The sequence below is a fragment of the Paenibacillus sp. PastM-3 genome (assembly GCF_029893965.1).
Classification (GTDB): domain Bacteria; phylum Bacillota; class Bacilli; order Paenibacillales; family Paenibacillaceae; genus Paenibacillus_AQ.
The window spans coordinates 1-23,685 of sequence record NZ_JARXXP010000046.1; the positions used below are offsets into that span (position 1 = coordinate 1).

Sequence of the window (23,685 nt, forward strand, 5' to 3'; positions counted from 1 at the left end):
ACTCGACCTCTCTTCGCCAGCCGTAAAAGGAAACTTCGACAAGTACCCATTTTCATCCTTCTTGGGTGCCGCTAGGCGGCATGGATGTCTATTGCTTAAATTACAGCGTCATAAACCCGCCGAAACGGGCCAGGAATTCTTCCTTCTCCTTATAGTCCGGCATGATGCTGCCGAGCCGCCGCCAGAACGACCGGTCATGGTTCATATGCAGCAGATGACACAGCTCATGAATGATCACATAATCGATAACCTCGGGCGGGGCCATGGCCAGCCGGTAGTTGAAGGTCAGCTTCTTGTCCGCGCTGCAGCTCCCCCATTTGGTGCGGGACTCCACGATCTCGAACGATTTCGGCCTTACCTTCAGCTGGTTCTGGTAATGCGGCATACGCTCGGCAATCACTTTTTTCAGACTATTAAAATAAAACTTTTTAAGCTCCTGCTTCAGCGTCTCCGCATCCCGCTCACCGGTCTCGATCAGCTTATGCAGCGGATATTCCTTGCCCAAATAGAGGAAGCTCCCCTCCTCCTGATACTCCTTCGGCTGCGGTACCTGCTTGGCTGCCTCCAGGCTGCGCAGCTTCTCTGTAATCCAGGCGCTGTGTCCCTGGACTGCACTCAGGATCACCTCATCAGCCATCCCCTTTGGCGCTTTGACATTGAGCCGGCCGGCCCCGTCTATCTGAAGGGATATTTTTTTCCGTTTGCTGTACTGGATGTTCAGCGTCAGGGTCTGATCTCCGATTTGAATCTGCATGCTTAACCTCTTTTATTGTATAAATCAGCTGTAAGGCTGTCTGGGTTAACTATAGCATGATTTAGGGGGTGACGCCTGCTGCTGTTAGGATGCCGGTTGTACTGTACTCCGCAATGTTCAGGGAGACGTTCATTTGAAAGGTAAGCTGAATGGCCGCCGGCCGGAACTCCATGATGTAAGTAACGATATAAGGAGTCTCGGGGTAGATCAGGGTCAGCTTTAAGCTGTCCCGGTCCTGCCACGCTGCTGTAGTGATAACTTCCTGCTTATGCAACGCCAGGTCCTTGTAAAACACCCCCTGTGTGTAGAGCATTTTGTCAAAATGGAACGGCAGCACGCCATCCCGTGCATCCCCGTAAACCATTTGCAGCATCAGCTGCTCCTCCCGCATATCCAGTGCGATTACCTTCAGACCGTGCGGATTGTCTGCCAGGCGGTACACTGCAGGCTTTAGTCCGGGTCTGCTTTCGGGCGGGGGTGTGGAGGGACGCAGCATGGCCGGATGAGTCTGGCTGAATACGAGGCTTTCATTTGCATTGAGCTCAAGTGAGTTATGCGCCTCCGGCTGATCCATGCGGTCGAAAAGCTGTTCAAAGATAAGATCAAGCAAGGTCTGCAACTGCTGCATGCCGGGAAAAGCGGACGTTGCCGCGATCACGATATTCTCCTGCGGAGCTACTAAGAGCAGCTGACCAAAGGAGCCGTCTCCCCGGAAGCAGCCTCTCCGGCATAAATGAAACTGGTAGCCGTAGCCCTGGGCGGAATCCATCCGTCCTGGCTTGGCAGACGGCCGGTTGTCGCTTTGCTCACTGGCAGCCAGAGCCAGATAACGCTCTGACACGATTCTTGTACCTGCGTATTCCCCTTTGTTCAGCAGCAGCTGACCAAGCTTGGCTATGCTCTCGGTAGACAGGCTAAGTCCCATCCCTCCGGCGGTTATGCCGAGCGGGCAAGTCTCCCAGACCGGGCGGGGAATGCCAAGCGGCTCAAACAGCCGCGGCATCAGAAAATCAACCAGCTTCTCTCCGGCGACCTGTTCAATAATGGCCGACAGCATGTACGTGCAGTGTGTGCTGTATACATAATGGCTGCCCGGCTCATGCGCGACCTCCTGGGCCAGGAACGCCTGCACCCAATCCTTTGTCTGCGCCACAGCCCCGTATATGTTATCCCCGTGCCCCGCATTCATTGACAACAGGTGATGCACCGTCATCCGGGCTAGGTTGGCAGAAATGGTGTCAGGAAGCTTGTTAGGAAAAAAGGAGATGACCGTGTCCGTAAGCTTCATCAGTCCTTCATCTATAGCGATGCCTGCCGCAATGGAGGTAACACTTTTGCTCAACGAATACAGCAGCTGCGGCCGGTCCACCCGATAGGGCGACCGTGCAAACTCCGCCGTTACTGCACCGTCCTGCAGCAGCATGAAGGTGTTGACGGCGAGTCCGGATTGCTGGATGCGGGAGAAGAAATCAGTTAATGCGCGGGGGGACAGGCGGGGGTTGCCGCAGCCGGATAGCTCCGTTAATCGTTGCAATTCTAATCATCCTTCACGTTTATTCTGGCACGGCTGGAGTTAAAAGCTTAATGCTGCTCCGCATGCTTCACACTGCGAATGTAGCAGTTTACAGGTACGGGATGCAAGCTGAATTTAGCAAATTATATCTCCGCTGCCGCCGGACGGGAAGCACCCTGAATCAGGCTGTTCCTGTAAAACAGCCCATCTCCAGCTTGCAACGGACTCAGGAGCCGTTAATCTTCAATTATTCCGATTTTCCAGCCTTTAACGGACTCAGGAGCCGTTATTTGTGCGGATAGAGCAGCTTTTACATCTGATCAGCCGGATTAAGGTCACTGGGGTCCGTTAGCCAAACACATCCGGCAAAATTACAACGTTAACGTCATGTGTGTCCGTTAGCCGGGCGGCTTCTAGTCAGCACCACGTAATAAAAGCCCCCGGCTGATTGACCTGAGCATGCTCAGGCCTACAGCCGGGGGCTATGGTTATAATCAATCGCTTCAGCGCCTATGACTTAAGGCGTAGGCATACCGCCGTTCGCATTCAGCGTCTCGCCGCTGACATAACTGGATTCCTGGCTGGCCAGGAACACGTACGCTGGTGCCATTTCGGCCGGCTGTCCCGGACGGGCAAGCGGTGTCTTGGCGCCGAAGTCCTTCAGCGCTTCTACCGGCTGGCCGCCGCTGATCTGCAGCGGAGTCCAGACGGGTCCAGGTGCTACAACGTTGACGCGGATCCCTTTTTCAGCCACCTGCTGGGCAAGTGATTTACTGAAGGTGTTAATCGCCGACTTGGTCGTCGCATAGTCCAGCAGAATCGGTGCAGGCGTATAAGCCTGAATCGAAGAGGTATTGATGATCGTGCTGCCCGGCTTCATATGCTTGATGGCCGCTTTACAGAGCCAGAACAGCGAATATACATTTGTCTTAAAGGTAGCATCAAATTGCTCCGTCGTCAGATCGGCGATGTCGGTCACGTACTGCTGCATGCCCGCGATATTCGCCAGAATATCAATGCCGCCAAGCTCTTTGACCGCAGCCTCAATTAGCTGCTCGCAGTACTGCTCGTCCTTGAGATCACCCGGCATGGCTACCGCCTTACGCCCGGCTTCCTCAACGAGCTTAACGACCTCCCGCGCATCGGCCTCTTCCTCCGGCATATAGGCCAGGACAACGTCAGCCCCTTCACGGGCAAAAGCAATCGCCGTCGCCCGGCCGATCCCGCTGTCCGCTCCGGTAACTACCGCTTTGCGTCCGGTCAGCCGTCCGCTGCCTTTATAGGTCTGCGCACCGTCATCCGGTTTCGGAACCATCTCCGTTTCCAGTCCGGGGGCAGGCTGCTGCTGCTCGAATTCCTCTGTGGCCTTCTGATATTGCGTTGTAGGGTCTTGAACCGTAAATTGATCGCTCATCGTACATTCCTCCTCTGTGAATTTCCACTGGTTGGTGACTAGGGCTATACAACTACTAAATCCTTCGACTCTTTCTATGTAACCGCGATGGTTCTAATTTAAACTAAAGTTAGGCAATTGCGCGCTGCGTCCCCTTGTCCTGCAAGAGCTCAGGGGGATTAAAGATTTGTTCTTCTATGCCGATGACAGTGGTAAGACGCCCCTCGCTTTCATGGGCATACAAGATCATAAAATCGAAATGCTGTTCGTCAGCCCTTTGATGAGCAAGGCAACCCGTTTCCGATCCTGCATATGAAATTGCTGTAGCCCTGCCTCAGTAAACTCCGCACCACGCGCTTGGGAGGCGCACGTATAAAGACCCTCCCGGCTTCCCGGAAGGGTCTTCATCATTAACAAGCTATTCTACCGACTTCAGCGCCTCGATCATATGAATCCGTTTGAGCTTGATGTGCATGAAGGCCATGACGATGCCCGAGAACAGCATGGTGAGTACCGCCGCATAAATGTAGCTCGGCCACTCGATGACCGGGGCGAACATCGTCGCATCCAGCTCAGCCGTCTGCAGGACGAAGCTGTGCAGCACGATGCCAAGGCCTGAACCGGCGGCAATGCCGAGCAGGGTCAGAATAATATTTTCCCGGTAAATGTACATCGTCACTTCATTATCGTAGAAGCCCAGCACCTTGATCGTCGACAGCTCGCGGATCCGCTCGGACACATTGATGTTGGTCAGATTATACAGTACGACGAATGCCAGCGCCGCTGCGGACACGATCAGCACCAGTGTGACAACGTCCATGCTTTTCATCGTATCATCAAAAGCCGTACCGACGCTGCTGGAGAAGCTGACTGCGGCTACATGTCCACTCGCGGTCAGCTTTTCGCCGAACTGCTCCTCCCAATTACTGTCCGGTGCATCATAATTCAGTAAAGAGGTATTAAATACCGGCTCTTTCCCGAATACGGAAGCATAATACGCCGGGGTCATATAGGTATAGTGAAGCACATAATTTTCGGTGATTCCCGTAATTAGAAGCTCGAACGGCTCATTTTTGCTGTCCGCCAGGGTCAGGGTATCTCCCGCTTTAAGCCCGTACAGCTTGGCCAGCTTCTCCGAGATGATCACTCCTTCATCCGTAAGCTCCAGGGCTTCGCCGGTGCTGCGATCCTGCAGCGACACATACTCGGACAGCGAATCCGCAGCTTCCGGCACAAACAGATTTACATCCTGGTCGTTAACACCGCTGGCCCGTGCGGTCATCGTCTCCTGGGCGACATCCAGTGTACCGGTAATAGCTGCTTCGCTGCTGATCAGCTGCTCATAGGACTGCTGCTCTTCTGCCGGGGCATCGGTATGCAGCGCTACCAGCGCATCGTATTTCATAATGACGCCGAACTGCTTCGGAGCGATGCTGCCGATCGAATCCTTGAGCCCGAAGCCGGTCAGGATCAGCGCCGTACAGCCGGCCACGCCGAATACGGTCATGAACATGCGCTGCTTGTAGCGGAACAGATTGCGGGCCGTAACCTTCTGTACAAAGCTGAGCCGTCTCCAGATAAAGGTTAACCGCTCCAGAAAAATCCGCTGTCCGCTCTTGGGCGCCTTCGGACGCATCAGCACGGCAGCATTGCCGCGCAGCTCCACCCGTGCAGCGAACCAGGCTGTAAGCGTGGTGCAGACCAGAGCCACAATAATAGAAATGATTGAAAATGACGGGTAGAAGCTCTTGATCAGCTCCGGCAGATTGTAAAGTGAGCTGTAGGCATCGAAAATAATAGCCGGCAGCAGCGTGAACCCTACTGCCAGGCCAACTGCCGATCCGGCCAGACTGGCAAGCGTTCCGTATACCAGGAACTTGGCCATAATGTCACGGTTGCCATAGCCGAGCGCCTTCAGTGTACCGATCTGCAGCCGGTGCTCCTCGACCATCCGCGTCATGGTTGTCAGGCTGACCAGCGCCGCAATCAGGAAGAAGAATACCGGAAACACGCTGGCAATCGCCGACAGCCGGTCGGCATTGTCTTTGTATTCGGCATATCCTGGATTCGCATTCCGGTCAGTGACATAAATCTTCGGCAGCGTAAGCGCCGCCAGCTGCTGTTCCCCTTCGGCCAGCTTCGCTCTGGCAGCTTCCAGCTGCTCAGCCGCTTCACTGCCGGCTCCCGCCTGCTCCTGCCGCTGCTCTTCCGTCAGCTGGCCGGCTGCCTGCGCGAGCTGCTGCTCGGCGGCTTCCAGCTCCGCGCGGCCCTTGGCGAGCTCTGCTTCCCCTTCAGCGCGCAGCTCGGAGAGCCGCGCTTCCGGCACGCCCGCCATCGCCTGCTTCACTGCCTCCGTGTGCTGCTCCAGCAGCGTCTCATACTCCGCACTGTAAGCTTCGATCCCGGCAGTATCCTTAAATGACAGGTACGCTTCGGTATAGACCGGCAGCTTGAAATCTGCCTCGGCAATGACGGCGAACGCATCTGTCGTGCCTTTGCCGATCGTGCTGGTGCCGCGGTTGTTTTTCTCAATGAACTGGGGACTGCGGGCGAAGCCTACCACCGTATACTCCAGTGTCCCGAAGCTTTCCGACAGCTCTGTTTCCGTACCGTTCCCGCTGAACACGATCTTGTCGCCAAGGACATACTCCCCGGCCAGCAGGTCATCCAGCACGATCTCCCCGGATTGCTCCGGCAGACGCCCGTCCATCAAGCGGTACTGGTTAAGCGCCTGCTCCGGTTTATAGGAATAGACCTTCAGAATTACGCCGTTCTCTCCCGCGAAGACATCCGCGCTGTAGCCCGGCTGCAGCTCATCGACCTCCGGCACATCCTTCAGCAGCGTAAGCTCGTCTTCTGTCAGGCCAAGCGTGCTCTGCACCTTCAGGTCCATCAGCCGCTTTTCCTTGAAAAAGGTGCCTGCGGTATCCAGCATATCCGGTCCGGCCGCCTTAATCCCTGAGAAGAAGCAGACGCCCAGCATAATAATCGCAAAAATCGAAATAAAGCGGGCCTTGGTATGCCCGATCTCCCGGAAGATATCCTTCCATAATGCCTGTTTCTTCATCGCTGCCCGCTCCTTACCATTCGATATCGTTAACGGATACCGGGGAAGGATTAACAACCATTTTCCGCACCTTGGCGTTATTGATCTCAATCACCCGGTCCGCCATCGGCGCAATCGCCAGATTATGCGTAATGACGATGACGGTTGTTCCGGTATTCCGGCAGGTATCCTGCAAAAGCTTCAGCACCTGCTTGCCGGTGTTATAATCCAGCGCTCCTGTCGGCTCATCGCAGAGCAGCAGCTTCGGCTGCTTGGCCAGCGCCCGGGCAATCGCGACGCGCTGCTGCTCCCCGCCGGACAGCTGGGCCGGGAAATTGTTCAGCCGCTCCCCGAGTCCGACATCCTCCAGCACCTTGCGCGCATCCAGCGCACGCGGGGAAATCTGCGAGGCCAGCTCGACATTTTCCAGTGTGGTCAGGTTAGGCACCAGATTGTAGAACTGGAACACAAAGCCTACATCATTGCGCCGGTAGCCGGTCAGCTCCTTACTGTTAAATTTGGCGATATCCGTACCATCCACAATCACCTGGCCTTCATCTGCCGAATCCATGCCGCCCAGAATATTAAGCACCGTCGATTTGCCTGCACCGCTGGGACCGACAATGACCGCAAATTCACCTTTATTAATCTCAAAATCGATTCCGTCGTTGGCGACAATCGTCGTCTCACCCATTTTGTAGCGCTTGTATTCATTCTTCACCGCAACAAAGCTCATTGCTCATCCTCCTGTTTCTGTCTATACGGGGCATATACATTCCAGTTTATCACAAAGACATTCCGTAAATAAAAAAGAAGATATTCTACCCGGCCCTCTCAGGCCCATGGAATATCCTCTTTACTTTATACCTTCAGGTTCCGGTTCATTATGCCTTCCGCACAAACTCCGACTTCAGCTTCATCGCGCCGAAGCCGTCGATTTTGCAATCAATGTCATGATCGCCTTCCAATTCGGCAATTCATTCATTATTTCATTTCTCCATTCACTTTGGGTTCCTTTGCTGTGCTTCATATCAACCCTATTATTCTAGCATACCCGCACGCAAAGACGCTGTTCAGATTAGTATCCGGCAGCAGCCAGTTCTGCCAATAGCTGTGCATACAAGGATTTGACCTCAAGCGAAGGGCTTACGCCGATCTCGGCGCGGAGTGTCTCCGCAAATTGGGAGTACTGCCGGTTCATGGCCTCTTTGTTCTTCAAACGGGCCGAAGCCGTCAGCAGCAGCATTAACGACTCTTCATCCAGCTCATTGCGGGAAAGCAGCTTCAGCAGAAGACGGGTAGCGGCACCGACATCTTCCTGCTCCAGCAGAGCGGCACACAGCCGCCGGGTAAAAGCAGTGTACATCTGCGACAGCCGCTCAATCTCATGCCAGGCCCAGGCAAACCCCAGGTCACCGAACAAATCTCCCCTGTACAGCTGTTCCAGCTCAATGGCTGCTTTTACATTTGTCTCATTTATAACCGTCATCGCCCGGCAGCCCTCTTCAAAAATGAGCATATCCACCCGGACGCCGCTGAGGCTGAGCCCGTAATGCTGGCTGTCGGAATGCAGGTTTTTTTTCAAACCAAAGGTGTCCAGCAGCTTGCGCAATTGATAGATTGTGGTGTTGAGGTAGACTTCGGCGTTCTTTTGCGGCATTCCGTCAAAAATATCTCCGATCAGCCTGCTTCTGGATACGAGTCTGCCCTTATGCGTCAGCAGATAAGCGAAGACCTCGGCGCTTTTTTTGGATTTCCATTTCGTCTTAAGTCCCGCCGCACTCTGCATTTCCATCCCGCCCAGGCAGTTGACCTGCACTTCAGACCCGGGCTCCTCAAGAGTACTCTGCGTCGCTCTCTCCAGACGAACCTGGGCCATAGCCCGCTGCACAGTCTGGGTAAGCCGCTCCTGCACAACCGGTTTTACGATGTAATCAAAGGCATACACCTCGAAGGCAGACAGCGCATGATCCTTATGGGATGTAATATAAACAAGCTTCGTATCTTTGCCGCTCTCCCGCAGCCTCCGGGCAAACTCCAGGCCGTTCTCACGCGGCATACTGATATCGGCCAAGATCAGATCCACTTCATTAGCAGTGATATAAGCATAGGCAGCGGCTGTGTCCGCAAACGTCCCCACTACCTCAACCTCCGCAACCTTGGCAAGCATCCGCTTCAAAATCAGATGCATCGCTTTTTCATCATCTATAATGACCACCTTCATCCCTTTTCCCGCCTTCTCTCCTGCTGCCCGAATCACTCGCTGAAGCCGGTGACAGAGGCAACGAAAAATAGAATGTGCTCCCGTGCGGCGGCGCACTGTCAAACCAGATTTCGCCTCCGTTCAGGCGGACGAATTCCCTGCATAACGATAACCCGAGGCCGATGCCCCGCTCTCCGGCGGTTCCCGGCAATGACACCGGATACTCTTCCTGCAGCAAAGTACCAGCTTGCTCGGGAGCGATGCCCTCCCCGGTATCTTTTACAGAGACTACTACCATCTGTTCCTTCCGTTCCGCCTGCAAAAAGATACTTCCGCCAGCAGCTGTAAATTTAATCGCATTGCTCAAAAGATTGCGAATAATCAGTTCCAGCATCTCCTTGTCGGCATAGACATAGGTCTCCTCCGGAATCCCGGAAATTATACGGATCTGCTTACTTGCGCTGCGCACTGACATCAGCCGTAAGTTCCATTCCACCGACTGCGCCAGATCCAGTTCGAGCGGCTGAAACACAAGGCCTCCGGTTTGTGTGCGGAAGAACTCCAGCAGACTCTCTACCAGCTCGAATGTGTTGCGGATCTGCAAACCCATTTCCTCCATTACCTCCGCCTGGCTCTCCCGGCTGTCCTGCACGTCTTCCTCCAGGATTTCCATCAGATTGACGAGCACCGCTACCGGATCACGGATATCATGGGCAACGACACTGAACATCCTGTCTTTGAACGTATTCAGTTCGCTGAGCTGCCTGGCATTATCAAGAAGACGTTCCTCGGTGTGCACACTGTCCGTGATGTCGCTTAGGAGCAGCATTTTTCCGGCAGGCTTATGGCTGTTATTGCGGATATACGACAACTGCACATGATAGAATTTGTTACCTGCGTGGCTGGAAAGCTGAAGCTTGCTTATTGAGAAGGGCTCCTGCATCATACATTCGAGTAAAAGAGGGTAGCCGGCAAATACATCAGAGACATTAGTACCGATACTTCTGCTGTTTAATCCGTCAATGATCTCTTCCGCCGAGCGGTTGAAGCTGGTAAGAACATTATCAAGATCAAACACAATCACGGCCTGCTGCATGGAGCCGAATACCTGCTGAAGCGCCAGGGGGGCGAGCCGCAGCATATTAAACTGGTAAATGCCCCAGATATAAAAAATCCCCGAGACCAGAAACCCAAACGGCGAAATATCAATCGGCATATAGATGATTCCACTGAGATACACGAGGGTAAAGCCATACGGCCCCCAGGAGCCGATAATCATCAGCGCAACCGGCATTTTCATCCGGGGAGTAGTTTGAATAAACATTTGCAGTAAAAGGACCATGCCAACTACAAAAAAGCTGTAAGAGTACAACACATGCAGCTTATATAAAGGGCCTTTAGCCAGAACGGCCAGCGGGAAGCCTTCCGTATAATCCAGCGTTATGCTTGTATAGAACAGGTGATGCCATTCATTCGTATTGTGGGCTGCAAAAGTGATCACCGGAACAATCATCAGCAGCACAACATTTCTGCGGTTCACCCAGGATTGCCGTCCCGTATACTGCAGCACCATAATAAACCATAACACCGTCCCGAAGGGAATGCCGAGATATTCAATCCGCAGCCAAAAACGGATTTGTTCCAAAGAGGTGCTGCTGATCTCAAAGGCGTAACCCAGGCTGTAAAAAGAGCCGGTCAGCATGCCCAGGCCGTAACTGATGGCGATCGGCAGACTTCTCCTTTTCCAACAGAGATAAACCAGCATCAGGGAGCAACAGGTTGCTGCCAGCAGCAGTGCAGATAAATACAGATGATTACTCATTGGTGTGTAACCTCTATTCAGTATAAATCGTGCATTCATTGAACTTATGTTAACAGATTGGCCAGGGATAGAGAACTTAAAATTTGAAGTTTCCCGACAAAAAAAGCCAGCTTTCGCCGTTTGGGGCGAAGCTGGCTTTCAGCTGTATGCTGACACCGGCCAAAGTGCCTGCATCATTAGCTTTTTCTGCTTATTTCAACGTTTCCAGAAGCGCTTTGAGCTCCGGATTAAGCTCCAGTACACGCAGCACAACTGTCAGCGCTTCGGCACGGGATGCCTGCTTCGCAGGCTGGAACTGCCCGTTGCCTGGACCGCTGATAATCCCTGCGGCGGCTGCCTTCTGGATCTGTGTCTGATTCCATGTGCCGCTGACATCTACGAAAGCAGTTGCTGCAGAGGCATCAACACCGCTCAGGTCAACCAGCTTCGAAATAATGGAGATCATCTCGGCGCGGCTGATTTCAGCATCCGGCTTAAAGGTACCATTCTGATAGCCGGAGACGAGTCCTTTATCCTGCAGGGATCTGACCGCTGCTTCCGCCCAGTGTCCGGAAATATCGCTTAGTGTGCTGCCGCTGCCGCTGCCGGACAGATCAAACACTTTGGCAATGACGGCCGCGAACTCCGCACGGGAAAGACTTGCGTTCGGATGGAATCCGCCATCCTGATAACCCTGAACTACGCCCAGCTTCACGAAGGTCTCCACGGTCAGGTTCGCCCAGTGTGCGGAGATATCGCTGAATTGTACCGGAGCCGGATTAGCATTGGCCTGTTCTACCTTCTTGGACATGCTCGATAATAATTCCTCCAGCTTAACTACATTAGCGGCAAACTTAACTGCTGCACTGGCAGTCGACGTTGGGGCTGCAGTTGGTACTGCGGTCGGACTTGGCGTTGGTGCAGTGGTTGCTGCAATCGCTGAACCCGGAATAGAGACCGGCTCCGGCGTTGGCGACGCTGTCGGGTCCGGCGTCGGGTCTGGCGTTGGTGTCGCTGTCGGGTCCGGCGTTGGCGACGCTGTCGGGTCCGGCGTTGGCGACGCTGTCGGGTCCGGCGTTGGTGTCGGGTCCGGCGTTGGTGTCGCTGTCGGGTCCGGCGTTGGTGTCGCTGTCGGGTCCGGCGTTGGTGTCGCTGTCGGGTCCGGCGTTGGTGTCGCTGTCGGGTCCGGCGTTGGCGACGGTGTCGGGTCCGGCGTTGGCGACGCTGTCGGGTCCGGCGTTGGTGTCGGGTCCGGCGTTGGTGTCGGGTCCGGCGTTGGTGTCGCTGTCGGGTCCGGCGTTGGCGACGCTGTCGGGTCCGGCGTTGGTGTCGCTGTCGGGTCCGGCGTTGGCGACGCTGTCGGGTCCGGCGTTGGTGTCGCTGTCGGGTCCGGCGTTGGCGTAGGCGTTGGTACGGTAGTAATCGTAACCTCAACGCTGCCGGTAATACCCGAGCCGTCAGTCGCTGTAGCTGTGACCGTTACTGAACCGGGATCGCCTGCTGTAAGTTCCCCGGTTTCCGCATCAATGACTGCAGTACCTGTACCGTTAACTACGGACCAGACCACAGCTGGCATGACAGCATCAGCCGGCAACACCGTAGCTGTCATCGACAAGGTTTCTCCTGTCTGGACAGAATTTATATCTCCGGCTCCGCTCACTGAAATTCCGGTTACCTTATTAAATAGGTTGTCATCAAGCAATTTCGCGCCTGAATAGATGGCTATCGGTGTTGTAATCTCTGCGGTATCCGAAAGAATCCGGAAGGTCACCATGCCGTCCACTGTAAAGGAGGAGTCCCCTTCTTTCATTTCCCCACCGTCGATAATTGCATATGTGTCCCTATCCTTAAAGGATGTCTCCGGATCTGCAGCATGGGCAAAGATCTCTGTCTGTCCGTCCACTAGCTGGCCATCCGCACCATAGACAGCAAGCGTTACATTAATATACGTCGGATACGCACTGTCGTCAGGAGTTAGCGGTTCAGCTAGAGCAACATGGTCTGCAGCTATTGTCGGCTTATAGGCTGCAAATTTGCTCACACTGACGTCTGAAACAGTACCGTACGCCAACTTAGGAACCCAGCTTACCACGTTGTCAGTTACGTATCCCCCCACAATCGTTTTGTCAGCGTACGTGCTGACCGTAACTGAGCCTGTACTTACACTATCCGGCACCGCGGCTACATTTCCATCCGAATATCTTAAGAATAGATGCTCGGAAGCACCCGGCTTATCATCCGGCAGGTTAATGATGATTGAGCTTGCGCTGGTTACACAGCCGCTCAGCAACGTGGCCGCCAGGGCCGAAATTAAGCCCATTTTCCCCAAAGAGGATTTTTTCATTTGTCTTGTTCATCCCTTCAATTTCTAAAAACTTATATTTTAAATAATCATACCTTGTTTCAATGACAACAAAATGACAAACTTTGCTCTAACAAAAAGAACCCTCCTGGTTTGAGAGTCCTAGTGATCGCTGCCTATTAAGTTAACCCCCGTCAGGGCTTCCTTCCGCATGCATTACTGCCTGAATCATCGCTATCTGCCCGTCCATTATAGTAAAATATTTCATGTGAGATTATATCTGTGTTAGATGAGGGGAGCCACATATGAAAGAGCCATTTGTAAACAGGCTTGATTTGTTCGTCAGTAATACTCAGCTGATCAAAAAGGCTTTTGCCTGGAAAAGCGCACAAATCAACCGTCTGGCTGCACTGCTGTATACGGCAGAAAATAAAACCATAGACGCCGAGGCTATCCGTGACAGCAATGAGCTGATTAAAAGCTCTACCGGCCTGTTCTCTACCTTCCGGGGGAACCTGTCCGTCTGCATTGCAGCGCTGTTGTCGCTATCCGGCAACAAAGAGACCCTGCTTGCTGATACGCTCGCCGTCTATGACCTGCTCAAAGAGCGCAAGCTGCGGGCCTCGGATTATCTTGTCGTTGCGGCATACCAGATTGCCGCTAACTCGGCGGTCGATCAGCATCAGCGTATCGCAGACAGAACCCGCCATTTCTATGACAGCATGAAGGAGTACCACCGTTTCCTGACCGGGCAGGATGACTATATTTTTGCTGCTATGCTGGCTCTTTCCGATCTTGAGCCGGAACGCGGGGCTGCCCGGATGGAGCAGCTGTACGCCGAGCTGAAGCCGGAGTTCCTGTCCGGCAACAGCGTGCAGGCGCTGACACAGGTCCTGGCCCTGGGCGGGGATACACCGGAGGCTGCAGCCCGGGTGCTTGCCCTGCGTGATGCCTTCCGCCGCAGAGGCATCCGGATGGATAAAGAGTATACTCTCTCCTCCCTCGGGGTTCTGTCTCTGCTTCCGGCGGGCGATGAGTCACTTGTACAGGATATTTCCGATACCCATGACTATCTGAGGACCCAGAAAGGCTTCGGCAGCTGGTCCATTACCAAGCAGGAGCTGCTGCTGCTAAGTGCAGCCCTGGTATCCTACAAATCTATTGAGGATGTCAAAAGCGGCATTCTGACCTCGGCGCTCTCTGCCAGCCTGACCAATATCGTCATCGCCCAGCAGACGGCCATCGCCGTAGCCGCCGCCTCTTCTGCCGCTGCTGCTTCTTCGGCTTCGCACTGATCAGAAAGGTTAATCAATCTCGTAACCCAGCGTCAGCCGGAATCCGTCCAGCTCGTAGCCGAGCCGGGTGTAGAGCCGGATGGCTTTTTTGTTGGTGCCGTAGGTGCCCAGGGTAGCGACGGATTTGCCCTGCTCCTTCAGGTACGAGAGTGCAGTGCAGAGCAGGTTCCGGGCAATACCCCGGCCGCGCCACAGCGGAATGACAAATACATTCTCCGTGGCGCTGTGGCCGTCGGCTATTTTCCAGGTGGAGGTGTTGCCCAGGAACTGATCACCGCTGAATGCACAGAAGTTCACCATTTCAGGAGTGCCCTGCATCCAGGCCAGATGGTTGAGGCTCCACGCTACCCCGTCAAAGGAGGCCTGCTCGGCCAGATGATACTTCTCCCGGGCCTCATCATGATTCAGCAGAAACGGGCGAATCTGCACATCTTCCGGCAGAGGATAGGACGGGATCGGCAGGTTAAGATCATATTTTAAAATAACAATCGTTTCGTAAACGGTAAAGCCGCGTTTCAGGTAATAGTTCTGCTCCGCAAGATTGTCAGTGTCAATATACTGATTCAGCACAATCCGCTTATGCGGATACTGCGCTTTGATCTCACGTGCCCGGGCGATCAGCGTGTCCAGCAGAGCATCCTTAACCGCTTCATCTTCTTCCCCGCCGCCAAAGCTGATCTCACCGGTAAGATAGCGTATAAATTCCGGATTATCGTCATGCCCGGCTGCGTGGAACGTATCGTGGTACGTCAAATGGGCGAGTGCGAGCGCTTCGTTATCTTTTACAGCCAGAAACATGTTCTCCTGCTCAAAATCACCATGATACAGATAGTGCATATGCAGTGCAAAGCCAAACCCCGCAACTGTCCCTTCGTCGCCGTCATCCACATTCCGGATTATCCAATCTCCCAACAAACATCGTCCCCTCATTTGGTAATTTTACCCTTTTAATACTGGATACGCTTATTGAAATATGCAAGGTAAAAGTTGAATATAACTATTCTGCACATGGAGTTCAGGCCGGAATTCTGCGATGATGATTATGCCTTTTAACCCGTTCAATTGATTGTAACAACAAATTTTCCATATAACGGGCACTGGCCCTTTATTGTGTTATAATCACTCTGATTTATTCATTTTCAGCATGGTAACGTACTACAGAACAAACAGAAACAGGTGATGAAATGTTTGAACTTAAGTGGCTGTGGCAGAACCTGCAGGGTAACCGGACCCGGTACATTCTGGCACTATGCCTCTCGGTGGTAGGCTCCGCGCTTACCATTGTCAACCCGTACATCAGTCAGCGCATCGTCGACACGTTCATTGCCGGTGATCAGGCCGTCCAGAATCTGACGGATAAGCGCGGACTGCTGATCGCCCTATGTCTGGGCATGATCGGATTTTCGCTGCTGCGTACCGGTCTGGCTTATCTGACAACGATGCAGTATGAGCGTTCCTCGCAGAACATGATGTACAACATCCGTATTTATCTGTACAACAAAATCCAGGGGCAGGACCGGGAGTATTACGACCGTAACCGTACCGGGGACCTTATGACCAAAATGACCGGTGACCTGGACATGGTGCGGCACTCGATGGCGTGGATTTTCAAGACGATTATCGAGTCGGTGACGATTTTTGCCGCCGCTGTCATTTACTTCTTCACGATTGATGCGGAGCTGACGTTATGGATGCTGATCCTGGCACCGCCGATTTTTATTGTGGCCTACATATTTGCGAAGCGCGTACGCCCGATGTATATCGACCTGCGCGAACGGCTGTCGCAGCTGAACACGACCACACAAGAGAACATCTCCGGGAATCGTGTCGTTAAGGCGTTTGCCCGCGAAGCGTTCGAGATTGAGAAATTTACAGACAAGAACATTAATTATTCTACGGCCAATAAAAAGGCTGCGCTCGTCTGGCTTGATTATTTTCCGTATCTGGAGAGCTTTGCCCAGGCCTTCAACGTCATCCTGATGATCGCAGGCGGGCTGTTCCTCATTGACGGGAGAATTACCTTCGGTGAATTTGCCGCCTTCTCTTCCCTGATCTGGGCGATATCGAACCCGATGCGCAATATCGGTATTATTATTAATGATATTCAGCGTTTTTTTGCCAGCTTGTCCAAAATCGTCGACATCTACTATGCCAAACCTTCGATTGCCAATGAACATAATCCTGTGCAGAAGCGCCGGTACGAAGGCCGCATTGAATTCCAGAACGTCCGTTTCAAATATGATAGCGCTCTCGTCCTTGATGATGTCAGCTTCACTGTTGAGCCTGGTGAAACCGTCGCTATTATGGGCTCGACTGGTGCAGGCAAGACAACCATTATCAATCTGATCCCCCGGTTCTACGACGTAACCTCAGGCCGGGTGCTGGTGGACGGCGTAGATGTACGCGATCTTGAGCTCGATGAGCTGCGTGGCAATATCGGAATGGCTACCCAGGATGTACTGCTGTTCTCAGACACCATTGACGGTAACATTGCGTATGGCGACCCTGATCTGCCCGAAGAGGATGCCATGGAATATGCCCGGCTGGCTGCAGCCCACGACTTTATTACCAAAATGCCGGAAGGCTATGATACGGTAGTCGGTGAGCGCGGCGTCGGTCTGTCCGGCGGACAGAAGCAGCGTATTGCGCTGGCGCGGGCACTTGCGGTGCACCGCCCGATTCTGATTCTTGATGATACGACCTCTGCGGTCGATCTGGAGACAGAAGAGCACATCCAGCGCAGTCTGCGTGAACTGGAGTATCCTTGCACGAAGATCATCATCGCCCAGCGGGTATCTACCACTTGTGAAGCGGACCGTATTCTGATTATTGACCGCGGCCGTCTGATTGAAGAAGGCACCCACGCGGAGCTGCTGGCGAAGCGGGGCTATTATTACGAGGTGTTTATGCTGCAAAACGAAGGTATCGGAAGGCAGGTGAGCCAGATTGGCCAGGAATAAATTTGACGTCGATGAGAATCTGGAATCGCCGTTTAATATTAAGCATTTCCGGCGTGCCATGATCTATATCCGGCGGAAAAAGAAGCCGATGATTATCGCATTCCTCCTGAGCGCCCTGTCGGCAGCCATCTCGCTGTCGGCACCGCTGATCATGCAGCATGTCGTTGACGTGACCATCCCGGCCAAAGCCAAGGGTGCGCTGGTCGGCTGGTCCGCTCTGATGCTGCTGACGATTGTCGTCAGTGTTGTGCTGGCAACGATCCGGTCACGGATTATGACCAAGGTCGGGCAGGATATTATTTTTGACATCCGGACGGATCTGTTCAAGCATCTGCAGGAGTTGCCGTTCAAGTATTATGACGACCGTCCGCAGGGTAAAATCCTGATCCGGGTAGTTAACTACGTCAACGCCGTTTCTGATGTACTCTCCAACGGGATCATTAACTTTATTCTGGAGATTGTGAACCTGATCTTCATCGCTGCGTTCATGTTCGCGGTCGATGTCCGGCTCTCATTCGTGACGCTGGCCGGACTGCCTGTGTTCCTCGGGATCATGCTGCTGATCAAGAACAAGCAGCGCCGGGCCTGGCAGGCTGTCTCCAATAAGAGCTCCAACCTGAACGCCTACCTGCAGGAGAGCATCAGCGGGATCGGCGTCACGCAGATGTTCTCGCGCGAGCAGCGCAATGAAGGCATCTTCACCAGGCTCGCCGGCAACTTCCGGACCGAATGGATGCGGGCCTTGCGCTATAACGCGCTGATCCCGTTCACCGTCGATAATCTGGCTACAACGGTTATGACACTGATTTATCTGGTCGGCCTGCTGACGCTGAGCCCGCAGGATGTCACCTTCGGGGTCATTCTCGCGATGAGCAGCTACGCAGCCCGCTTCTGGCAGCCGATTCTTAACTTATCGAACCTGTACAACAGCTTCATCAACGCGGTCGCCTATCTGGAGCGGATCTTCGAAACGCTGGATGAACCGGTTACAGTCAGCGACGTTCCAGGTGCAAAGGCACTGCCGCCGGCACGCGGACAAGTAACCTTCGACGATGTAACCTTCGCTTATGATCCGGGCCTGAACATTCTGGAGAACATCTCCTTTGACGTTAAGGCCGGTGAAAGTGTCGCCCTGGTCGGACCGACCGGTGCCGGTAAAACCACCGTCGTCAATCTGATCTCCCGCTTCTATAATCTAACCGGCGGCCGGATTCTGATCGACGGCGAGAACATTGCCGGGGTGACGATGAAGTCGCTGCGCAGCCAGATGGGGATCATGCTGCAGGACAGCTTTATTTTCTCGGGAACGATCCTGGACAATATCCGCTACGGCAAGCTCGATGCCACTGAGGAGGAAGTGATCGCCGCAGCCAAAACCGTCTGCGCCGATGAATTCATCCGCGAGTTCGAGCAGGGCTATATGACCGAGGTTAATGAGCGCGGCTCCAAGCTCTCGCAGGGACAGCGGCAGCTCATCTCGTTCGCCAGAACATTGCTGGCTGACCCGCGCATCCTCATTCTGGATGAGGCAACCTCCTCGATCGACGCCAAGACCGAGCGCCTGCTGCAAAAGGGGCTGAACGAGCTGCTTAAAGGCCGCACCTCCTTCATCATCGCGCACCGCCTGTCGACCGTGAAGAACTGCGACCGCATTATGTACGTGGCTAACAAAGGCATCGCCGAAAGCGGCTCGCATGAGGAGCTGCTCGCACGCAAGGGCCTTTACCACCGGCTCTACACGGCGCAGAAGATGGAAGCTTAGAGTTTACTTAGTAGGTAGTGGAGCGGATACTCCCCTTTGTTGGGGGTATCTGCTTTTTTTTTGCATCCGCTGGGGAGGGCTAATGGGATCAGCACGGACTAAGCCGGTTACCCGGCACGCTTGAGCTTACTAAAGGGAAAAATCCAATGATAGCACGATCCTTGCGCAGGGTTGATGTACAAATTGAACCTGCATGTTCAATTGGTGTATTGCGGGGAAAATCCGGCACGCCTAATGCGGATTGCTTAATTCTGTCCGCCTTGCCCGCCGCCTCTATCGCTGCCCTGCCCGCCGTTTCGTCTCATCCCGCCGTTCATCCCGGGGAACCCGCCATCTGTACCGCGGCCGCCGCCAAAGCCTGGCCCCCCGTTCATCCGCGAGCCTGAGCCGCTGCCGTCACTGGAGATTGTCTGGGCCGTAATGGCATCGCACGAAGTCAGCACCATAGAGCAGCTGAGTACGGCTATGATCAGAGTGGTAGAGCGTCTGGTCCGCATTCTTCATCTCCTCCTTCCGGCAAAGTAATCATACACATCTTTAAATCCCATATAGGAGAACACGATCAACAGCGGATATACCGGGAAAATGTACCGTGCCTTAATCTCCCACAGCAGATAAAATCCGATAAACCCGAGTATAATCAGCACCAGTGGAGTTTCCCCGTAGCGTCCAGCCCTGATGCTGCCAATCAGCCGGACCAGGATGCCGCCATACATCAGCAGGTTCAGGACATACATCATCCACAGCAATCCGCTCCGGTAGCCGGAATCTCCTTTAAAAAGATCAGTAGCAGCGTTTGTGTAGCTATAGCGGTCCATGACCATGCCAACCATTCTCCCTCTGTTGCCGGAGGAGCTGTCATTGCCAAGTCCGTAGCGCTCCATCTGGTAGGTGCCCTCCGTCCAGGTCCAGATCAGCTTTTTATAATACATGTTCACCAGATCGCCTGTGCTTGCGTCCGCCAGCTTGTTGCTGATCTCTTCCTTGAACAGCTCCGTACTTGTCGCCTTATTATAATCAGCATCCTGCTGGTAGATCGTATAGCTCTCACGGTTGTCCCAAAAGCCGAACGTCTCCAGATTGATGCCCATGTTCAGCCACATATAGACCGGTGCAGAATTGGTATTCACGGACTCATCCACCACTCCCGCTGCCTGAAGCGCCGTATTCTGCGTCCAGCCCGGCACATTAAAAAGCGCACCCGTAATGAACAGCGCCGCCAGCGTCTTACGCACACCCAGCTTACGGATTCCCAGCAGCAGGCTAATTAGTACCCCAATCAGCACAATCACGCCGACGCTCCGGAAGTAGTTCCCTATAGCCAGCAGGCTTGCTGCAAACAGAATGTCCTTTAAGGATTTTCTTTTCATAAATTTCACGGCAAAATATAATGCGCCCGTCAAAAAAGCAGTGGCAATCACATCATTATAAATAAAATTGCTCATAAACAAGGCCGGCAAATAGGTAGCCGCCAATAACAGAACCCCGTAGTCATGCTCCCGGGACTTGTCGTTAAGCTCCTTATACAGCAGGTAAATCATTAACGTCGTTAATAGAGTGAACAGGATATTGAATATTTTAATCGTCAGGTAATTATCCGGAAAAAGGTACAGCAGCGTCTTTAAGTATAGTACCGTCGAAAAGTTAAACGGGAACATATGCAGATACCCGCCCGTCTCAAAGGACGAATAATCGCTGCGGTAGAGCATATCCAGCGCCAGATTAAGCACCGTCTCGGAATCATCCGTCGGCAGACGGGTGAACAGGAAAATAATAGCCAGCTGAATGGCAAAAGACACTGCCAGAACGGCAGAAATGACGATCCGTCTGCTGAACCGGTTGAGCTTCAGGCTTATTTGATAAAGAGCGGCGCTTATTGCCAGCATCAGAACGGTGACCAGAATGAACAGGCCGAGCTGCTGCTTTTCCAGGACCGGTGTGTCTCCGTATACGAAATAACTGTACTTTGCCCTTATAAAAAACGAGGACGCAATGAACAGGCCGATGAACAAGCTAAGGAAGATATAAAGTGATTTGTGAATACCCTTGACCATGAGAGCCTCCTCTTGCGGGGTAGTGATAAGCGCATTATAAACACTGAAACTGAACGTTAGATGAAAATGAAGCTGCGGGGATCGCGGGCTTAGTCCGGCAGGCTCCGGTCAGACAAAAACACCTCCAAAAGTTGCTCTGCACAGCGGCAGAAATGCATCTCTTGAAGGTGTCCTGACTAGTTGCTTATTGTCTATTAAAAGGTAAACCTTTTAATAGACCCGATTAACTGGGATGCCAGCGCAGACTGCTGTTCCATGGATACTGCTGCCTCATGCATCACCGCGCTAATATCGGTCAAGCTGGCATTAATCTCGGCCGTATACGCAGAGGCGTTCCCGGAGGTATCTACAACCGTATCTATCACCTTACTGATCTCCTTGATGGAAGTATTCATTAGGCCGGCAGCGCCGTTCACTTCCGTCGAAATCCGGTGGATCAGCGCTGCATCCGACTCGTATTGACGGCCGGTCTGCAGCAGGAGCTCATAGTCCGCTTTTACATTATGGTCAATGTACTCGAGCACATCCTGGGAGCTGCGCGACAGATGATCGAATACCTCTTTTACCTGCACCACAAGCTCCTCAATCCCGGAGATCGCCTGAGTGGACTGGTCAGCCAGCTTCTTCACCTCACCTGCCACCACCTCAAACCCTCTGCCCTGCTCACCCGCTTTGGCTGCTTCAATCGATGCATTCAGGGCCAGCAGATGGGTCTGTGACGATATTGCCTTAACGCTGTGGGAGATGACGCTGATCTCCTCAACGATTGCGCCGGCTGCGATGGCTTTTAGAATATTGTCCTGCTTTTCCCTGTAGGTCCGGTCGGCCTGCTCAAGGGAAGCTTGTACCTGGAGGCTCATCTGTACAGCACGGTTTTCCATTTCATCCGCTGAGCTCAAGGCCGATCCGGCATTCGCCAGCAGCAACCGGTTCTGCTCATGGATCTGCTCGAAGGAGCTGTTTGCTTCCCGGGTGGAGTGCAGCAGACTTGTAGCATCATCCGCGAGGGTTGACGAAGTCGTATGTATCGTGTTCATGCTGGCCGAAGAATTACGGGCCGATTCCATTAGCTCATAGCTGACCGTGTTGATGTTGCCCGAAATATCAGCAATTCCGGAGACCAGGGATTTGATATGGGCAGAGCTTTTATCAAGGGAGTGGCCGAGTCTGCTGATCTCATCATTGCCGCCAAACTTAAGCTCTCCCGACAGAACGCCCTCTCCCAGCTGCTCGGTGTACCCCAGTACCTTCTTTAGCCGCTTCAGGACCAGCTTATCGTACACAAAGACAATAATGAACACAGAGATCAGAATGCTGAGGCCTGAAGAGACCAGGAATCCGATGTTCCCCTCAATGTATTTGGAATCCCCTCCGACAATTTCAATCACCTCACCGCTTCTGTCCAGCACGTAATTTACAGCCTGGCCGATGTTGGTGCTCAGCACCTGTACAATCACAATCGCCAGCACCAGCTTAAACTTAATGGAGTTCACAGTAGCATTCAACAACCAGTTCCTTATGCCCATAATACTCTCTCCCCGCAAAAGATAATGCCTATACCATAACCCAGCCGGATTAACTGAACATAAACAAACGGGGCTGGCCCGACTGATTAGTGAGGTGGTGGAGTGGCGAGGGTGTTGGTGTGACGGGAGTGATGGGAACTAGATGTTAGGAGGCCTGGAAGTCGGGGAGCTCAGGAGTCTGGGAGTGCCGGGGGCGAGGGGGCGAGATGCAGGGTTAGCGGGGTAACTTTATTAATGCTGTTAATTGAGCTAAACCGGACATACTGGTGTCACTGCTCTATGGTATAACGGAGTTAAGAATACAGGGAGGAGTATGGCTAATATGGCAAGCTATGAATATAACTCCAAACAGGAGCTGCTGGATACGATCCATAATCATTACATATTGTTTGACGCAGAATTTACGGGAATCAGTGACCGTCACAGAAATACCCGGATACCGGAGGTGGATAAAACACCCGGCGAGATTATCGCCTATCAGCTCGGCTGGCTGCATCTCGTTATGGGCTGGGATAAAGCGGAGCTTGCAGGCCGGAGTGTCCCGATGCCGTCTGCGGACTATAAGTGGAACCAGCTGGGCGGACTGTACCAGTCCTTCTATCAAGAGTACGAGGGGTATTCGCTAACCGAACTACTGGAGCTGCTTCGTCAGGCGGAGCAGGAATGGCTAGTCTGGGCAGGTGGCTTGACGGAGGAAGAGCTGTTTACTCAGGGAGTTCGCGCGTGGACCGGCAGCAAGGACAACTGGCCGATGGCCCGCTGGATCCACATTAACTCAGCAGCCCCGTTCAAAACCTTCCGGGCAAAGATCCGGAAGTGGAAAAAGCACGTTCCGGCGGAGTGAACGCGGAATGGCGGATGAGCGAGTGCTGCGAAGCTGGCTCGTTAGCGGCCGAAGCGGATACGCAGACGGAATAGCGCGTTATCGGGCGAAATCAGAGGCATTTTTGCCCTTGATTCCGCCGTTTCGCCTCACGCGGGAGTAGAGTCCATATAATTGTGTAAAATGGCTGCTGGTAAACATTAATAAAAGCCATGTTGAGAGTTCTCCCTTAGAATGAGGTTGTCGAGACAAC

Annotated in this window: 16 protein-coding genes and 1 pseudogene; 4 read left to right on the plus strand and 13 right to left on the minus strand. The window is 53.3% G+C overall.

From position 1 onward, the window contains the following. Positions 1 to 100: 100 nt before the first annotated feature. From M2108_RS29975 to M2108_RS30015, 9 genes and pseudogenes are all read right to left on the minus strand, one after another. On the minus strand, positions 101 to 754 hold the full coding sequence (locus tag M2108_RS29975) for a M48 family metallopeptidase (protein ID WP_277473122.1): 654 nt from the start codon (positions 752 to 754) through the stop codon (positions 101 to 103). 61 nt (positions 755 to 815) lie between these two features. Continuing rightward, a complete protein-coding gene (locus tag M2108_RS29980) occupies positions 816 to 2,288 on the minus strand; it encodes a serine hydrolase domain-containing protein (RefSeq protein WP_277473123.1) in 1,473 nt (490 codons plus the stop codon). A gap of 496 nt (positions 2,289 to 2,784) precedes the next feature. Then, positions 2,785 to 3,681 carry an SDR family oxidoreductase gene (locus M2108_RS29985; RefSeq protein ID WP_277473124.1) on the minus strand — a complete coding sequence of 299 codons (897 nt, stop codon included), beginning with the start codon at positions 3,679 to 3,681 and terminating at the stop codon, positions 2,785 to 2,787. Positions 3,682 to 4,078: 397 nt separating this feature from the next. Continuing rightward, entirely contained in the window at positions 4,079 to 6,727 is a 2,649-nt protein-coding gene (locus M2108_RS29990; protein WP_277473125.1) for an ABC transporter permease, read from the minus strand. Between the two features lie 13 nt (positions 6,728 to 6,740). Then, positions 6,741 to 7,442 (minus strand): ABC transporter ATP-binding protein, encoded by a 702-nt coding sequence (locus M2108_RS29995; RefSeq protein ID WP_221800526.1) that lies wholly within the window; start codon positions 7,440 to 7,442, stop codon positions 6,741 to 6,743. A 148-nt stretch (positions 7,443 to 7,590) separates the two neighbouring features. Further along, positions 7,591 to 7,674 (minus strand): annotated as a pseudogene (locus tag M2108_RS30000) (PhnA domain-containing protein); the annotation flags it as partial. Positions 7,675 to 7,784: 110 nt separating this feature from the next. Continuing rightward, positions 7,785 to 8,930: a response regulator gene (locus M2108_RS30005; RefSeq protein ID WP_277473126.1), complete on the minus strand. Its 1,146-nt coding sequence runs from the start codon at positions 8,928 to 8,930 to the stop codon at positions 7,785 to 7,787. After that, complete coding sequence (locus tag M2108_RS30010) at positions 8,908 to 10,731, minus strand: sensor histidine kinase (protein ID WP_277473127.1); 1,824 nt, start codon at positions 10,729 to 10,731, stop codon at positions 8,908 to 8,910. The genes M2108_RS30005 and M2108_RS30010 overlap by 23 nt, the downstream gene beginning before the upstream one ends. Positions 10,732 to 10,921: 190 nt before the next feature. Beyond that, a complete protein-coding gene (locus M2108_RS30015; protein WP_277473128.1) occupies positions 10,922 to 13,054 on the minus strand; it encodes an S-layer homology domain-containing protein in 2,133 nt (710 codons plus the stop codon). Between the two features lie 263 nt (positions 13,055 to 13,317). Between M2108_RS30015 and M2108_RS30020 the strand changes: the two genes are divergently transcribed. Beyond that, a complete protein-coding gene (locus M2108_RS30020; RefSeq protein WP_277473129.1) occupies positions 13,318 to 14,307 on the plus strand; it encodes a DUF4003 family protein in 990 nt (329 codons plus the stop codon). 9 nt (positions 14,308 to 14,316) lie between these two features. Here the strand turns inward: M2108_RS30020 and M2108_RS30025 are convergent, their stop codons facing one another. Then, positions 14,317 to 15,219, minus strand: a complete 903-nt coding sequence (locus tag M2108_RS30025; RefSeq protein ID WP_277473130.1) for a GNAT family N-acetyltransferase — start codon at positions 15,217 to 15,219, stop codon at positions 14,317 to 14,319. Positions 15,220 to 15,491: 272 nt separating this feature from the next. Here M2108_RS30025 and M2108_RS30030 point away from each other — a divergent pair, with 272 nt between their 5' ends. Both M2108_RS30030 and M2108_RS30035 read left to right on the plus strand, forming a co-directional pair. After that, positions 15,492 to 17,267, plus strand: a complete 1,776-nt coding sequence (locus M2108_RS30030) for an ABC transporter ATP-binding protein (protein WP_277473131.1) — start codon at positions 15,492 to 15,494, stop codon at positions 17,265 to 17,267. Further along, on the plus strand, positions 17,254 to 19,029 hold the full coding sequence (locus tag M2108_RS30035; protein ID WP_277473132.1) for an ABC transporter ATP-binding protein: 1,776 nt from the start codon (positions 17,254 to 17,256) through the stop codon (positions 19,027 to 19,029). The genes M2108_RS30030 and M2108_RS30035 overlap by 14 nt, the downstream gene beginning before the upstream one ends. A gap of 245 nt (positions 19,030 to 19,274) precedes the next feature. Here the strand turns inward: M2108_RS30035 and M2108_RS30040 are convergent, their stop codons facing one another. The 3 genes from M2108_RS30040 to M2108_RS30050 form a co-directional block, all read right to left on the minus strand. Continuing rightward, positions 19,275 to 19,526, minus strand: a complete 252-nt coding sequence (locus M2108_RS30040) for a hypothetical protein (protein ID WP_277473133.1) — start codon at positions 19,524 to 19,526, stop codon at positions 19,275 to 19,277. 3 nt (positions 19,527 to 19,529) lie between these two features. Continuing rightward, positions 19,530 to 21,083: a glycosyltransferase family 39 protein gene (locus tag M2108_RS30045; protein WP_277473134.1), complete on the minus strand. Its 1,554-nt coding sequence runs from the start codon at positions 21,081 to 21,083 to the stop codon at positions 19,530 to 19,532. Positions 21,084 to 21,277: 194 nt separating this feature from the next. After that, the gene (locus M2108_RS30050; protein ID WP_277473135.1) at positions 21,278 to 22,609 is read right to left on the minus strand and encodes a methyl-accepting chemotaxis protein; all 1,332 of its coding nucleotides are present in this window, start codon (positions 22,607 to 22,609) and stop codon (positions 21,278 to 21,280) included. Positions 22,610 to 22,931: 322 nt separating this feature from the next. Between M2108_RS30050 and M2108_RS30055 the strand changes: the two genes are divergently transcribed. Then, complete coding sequence (locus M2108_RS30055; RefSeq protein WP_277473136.1) at positions 22,932 to 23,453, plus strand: ClbS/DfsB family four-helix bundle protein; 522 nt, start codon at positions 22,932 to 22,934, stop codon at positions 23,451 to 23,453. Positions 23,454 to 23,685 lie beyond the last annotated feature (232 nt).

Coding starts and splice junctions, on each gene's coding strand:
- M2108_RS29995 (WP_221800526.1), bottom strand. CDS start 7,442: ATGAGCTTTGTTGCGGTGAAGAATGAATACAAGCGCTACAAAATGGGT.
- M2108_RS30010 (WP_277473127.1), bottom strand. CDS start 10,731: ATGAGTAATCATCTGTATTTATCTGCACTGCTGCTGGCAGCAACCTGT.
- M2108_RS30015 (WP_277473128.1), bottom strand. CDS start 13,054: ATGAAAAAATCCTCTTTGGGGAAAATGGGCTTAATTTCGGCCCTGGCG.
- M2108_RS30045 (WP_277473134.1), bottom strand. CDS start 21,083: ATGGTCAAGGGTATTCACAAATCACTTTATATCTTCCTTAGCTTGTTC.
- M2108_RS29990 (WP_277473125.1), bottom strand. CDS start 6,727: ATGAAGAAACAGGCATTATGGAAGGATATCTTCCGGGAGATCGGGCAT.
- M2108_RS30040 (WP_277473133.1), bottom strand. CDS start 19,526: ATGCGGACCAGACGCTCTACCACTCTGATCATAGCCGTACTCAGCTGC.
- M2108_RS30030 (WP_277473131.1), top strand. CDS start 15,492: ATGTTTGAACTTAAGTGGCTGTGGCAGAACCTGCAGGGTAACCGGACC.
- M2108_RS30020 (WP_277473129.1), top strand. CDS start 13,318: ATGAAAGAGCCATTTGTAAACAGGCTTGATTTGTTCGTCAGTAATACT.
- M2108_RS29985 (WP_277473124.1), bottom strand. CDS start 3,681: ATGAGCGATCAATTTACGGTTCAAGACCCTACAACGCAATATCAGAAG.
- M2108_RS29975 (WP_277473122.1), bottom strand. CDS start 754: ATGCAGATTCAAATCGGAGATCAGACCCTGACGCTGAACATCCAGTAC.
- M2108_RS30050 (WP_277473135.1), bottom strand. CDS start 22,609: ATGGGCATAAGGAACTGGTTGTTGAATGCTACTGTGAACTCCATTAAG.
- M2108_RS30005 (WP_277473126.1), bottom strand. CDS start 8,930: ATGAAGGTGGTCATTATAGATGATGAAAAAGCGATGCATCTGATTTTG.
- M2108_RS30055 (WP_277473136.1), top strand. CDS start 22,932: ATGGCAAGCTATGAATATAACTCCAAACAGGAGCTGCTGGATACGATC.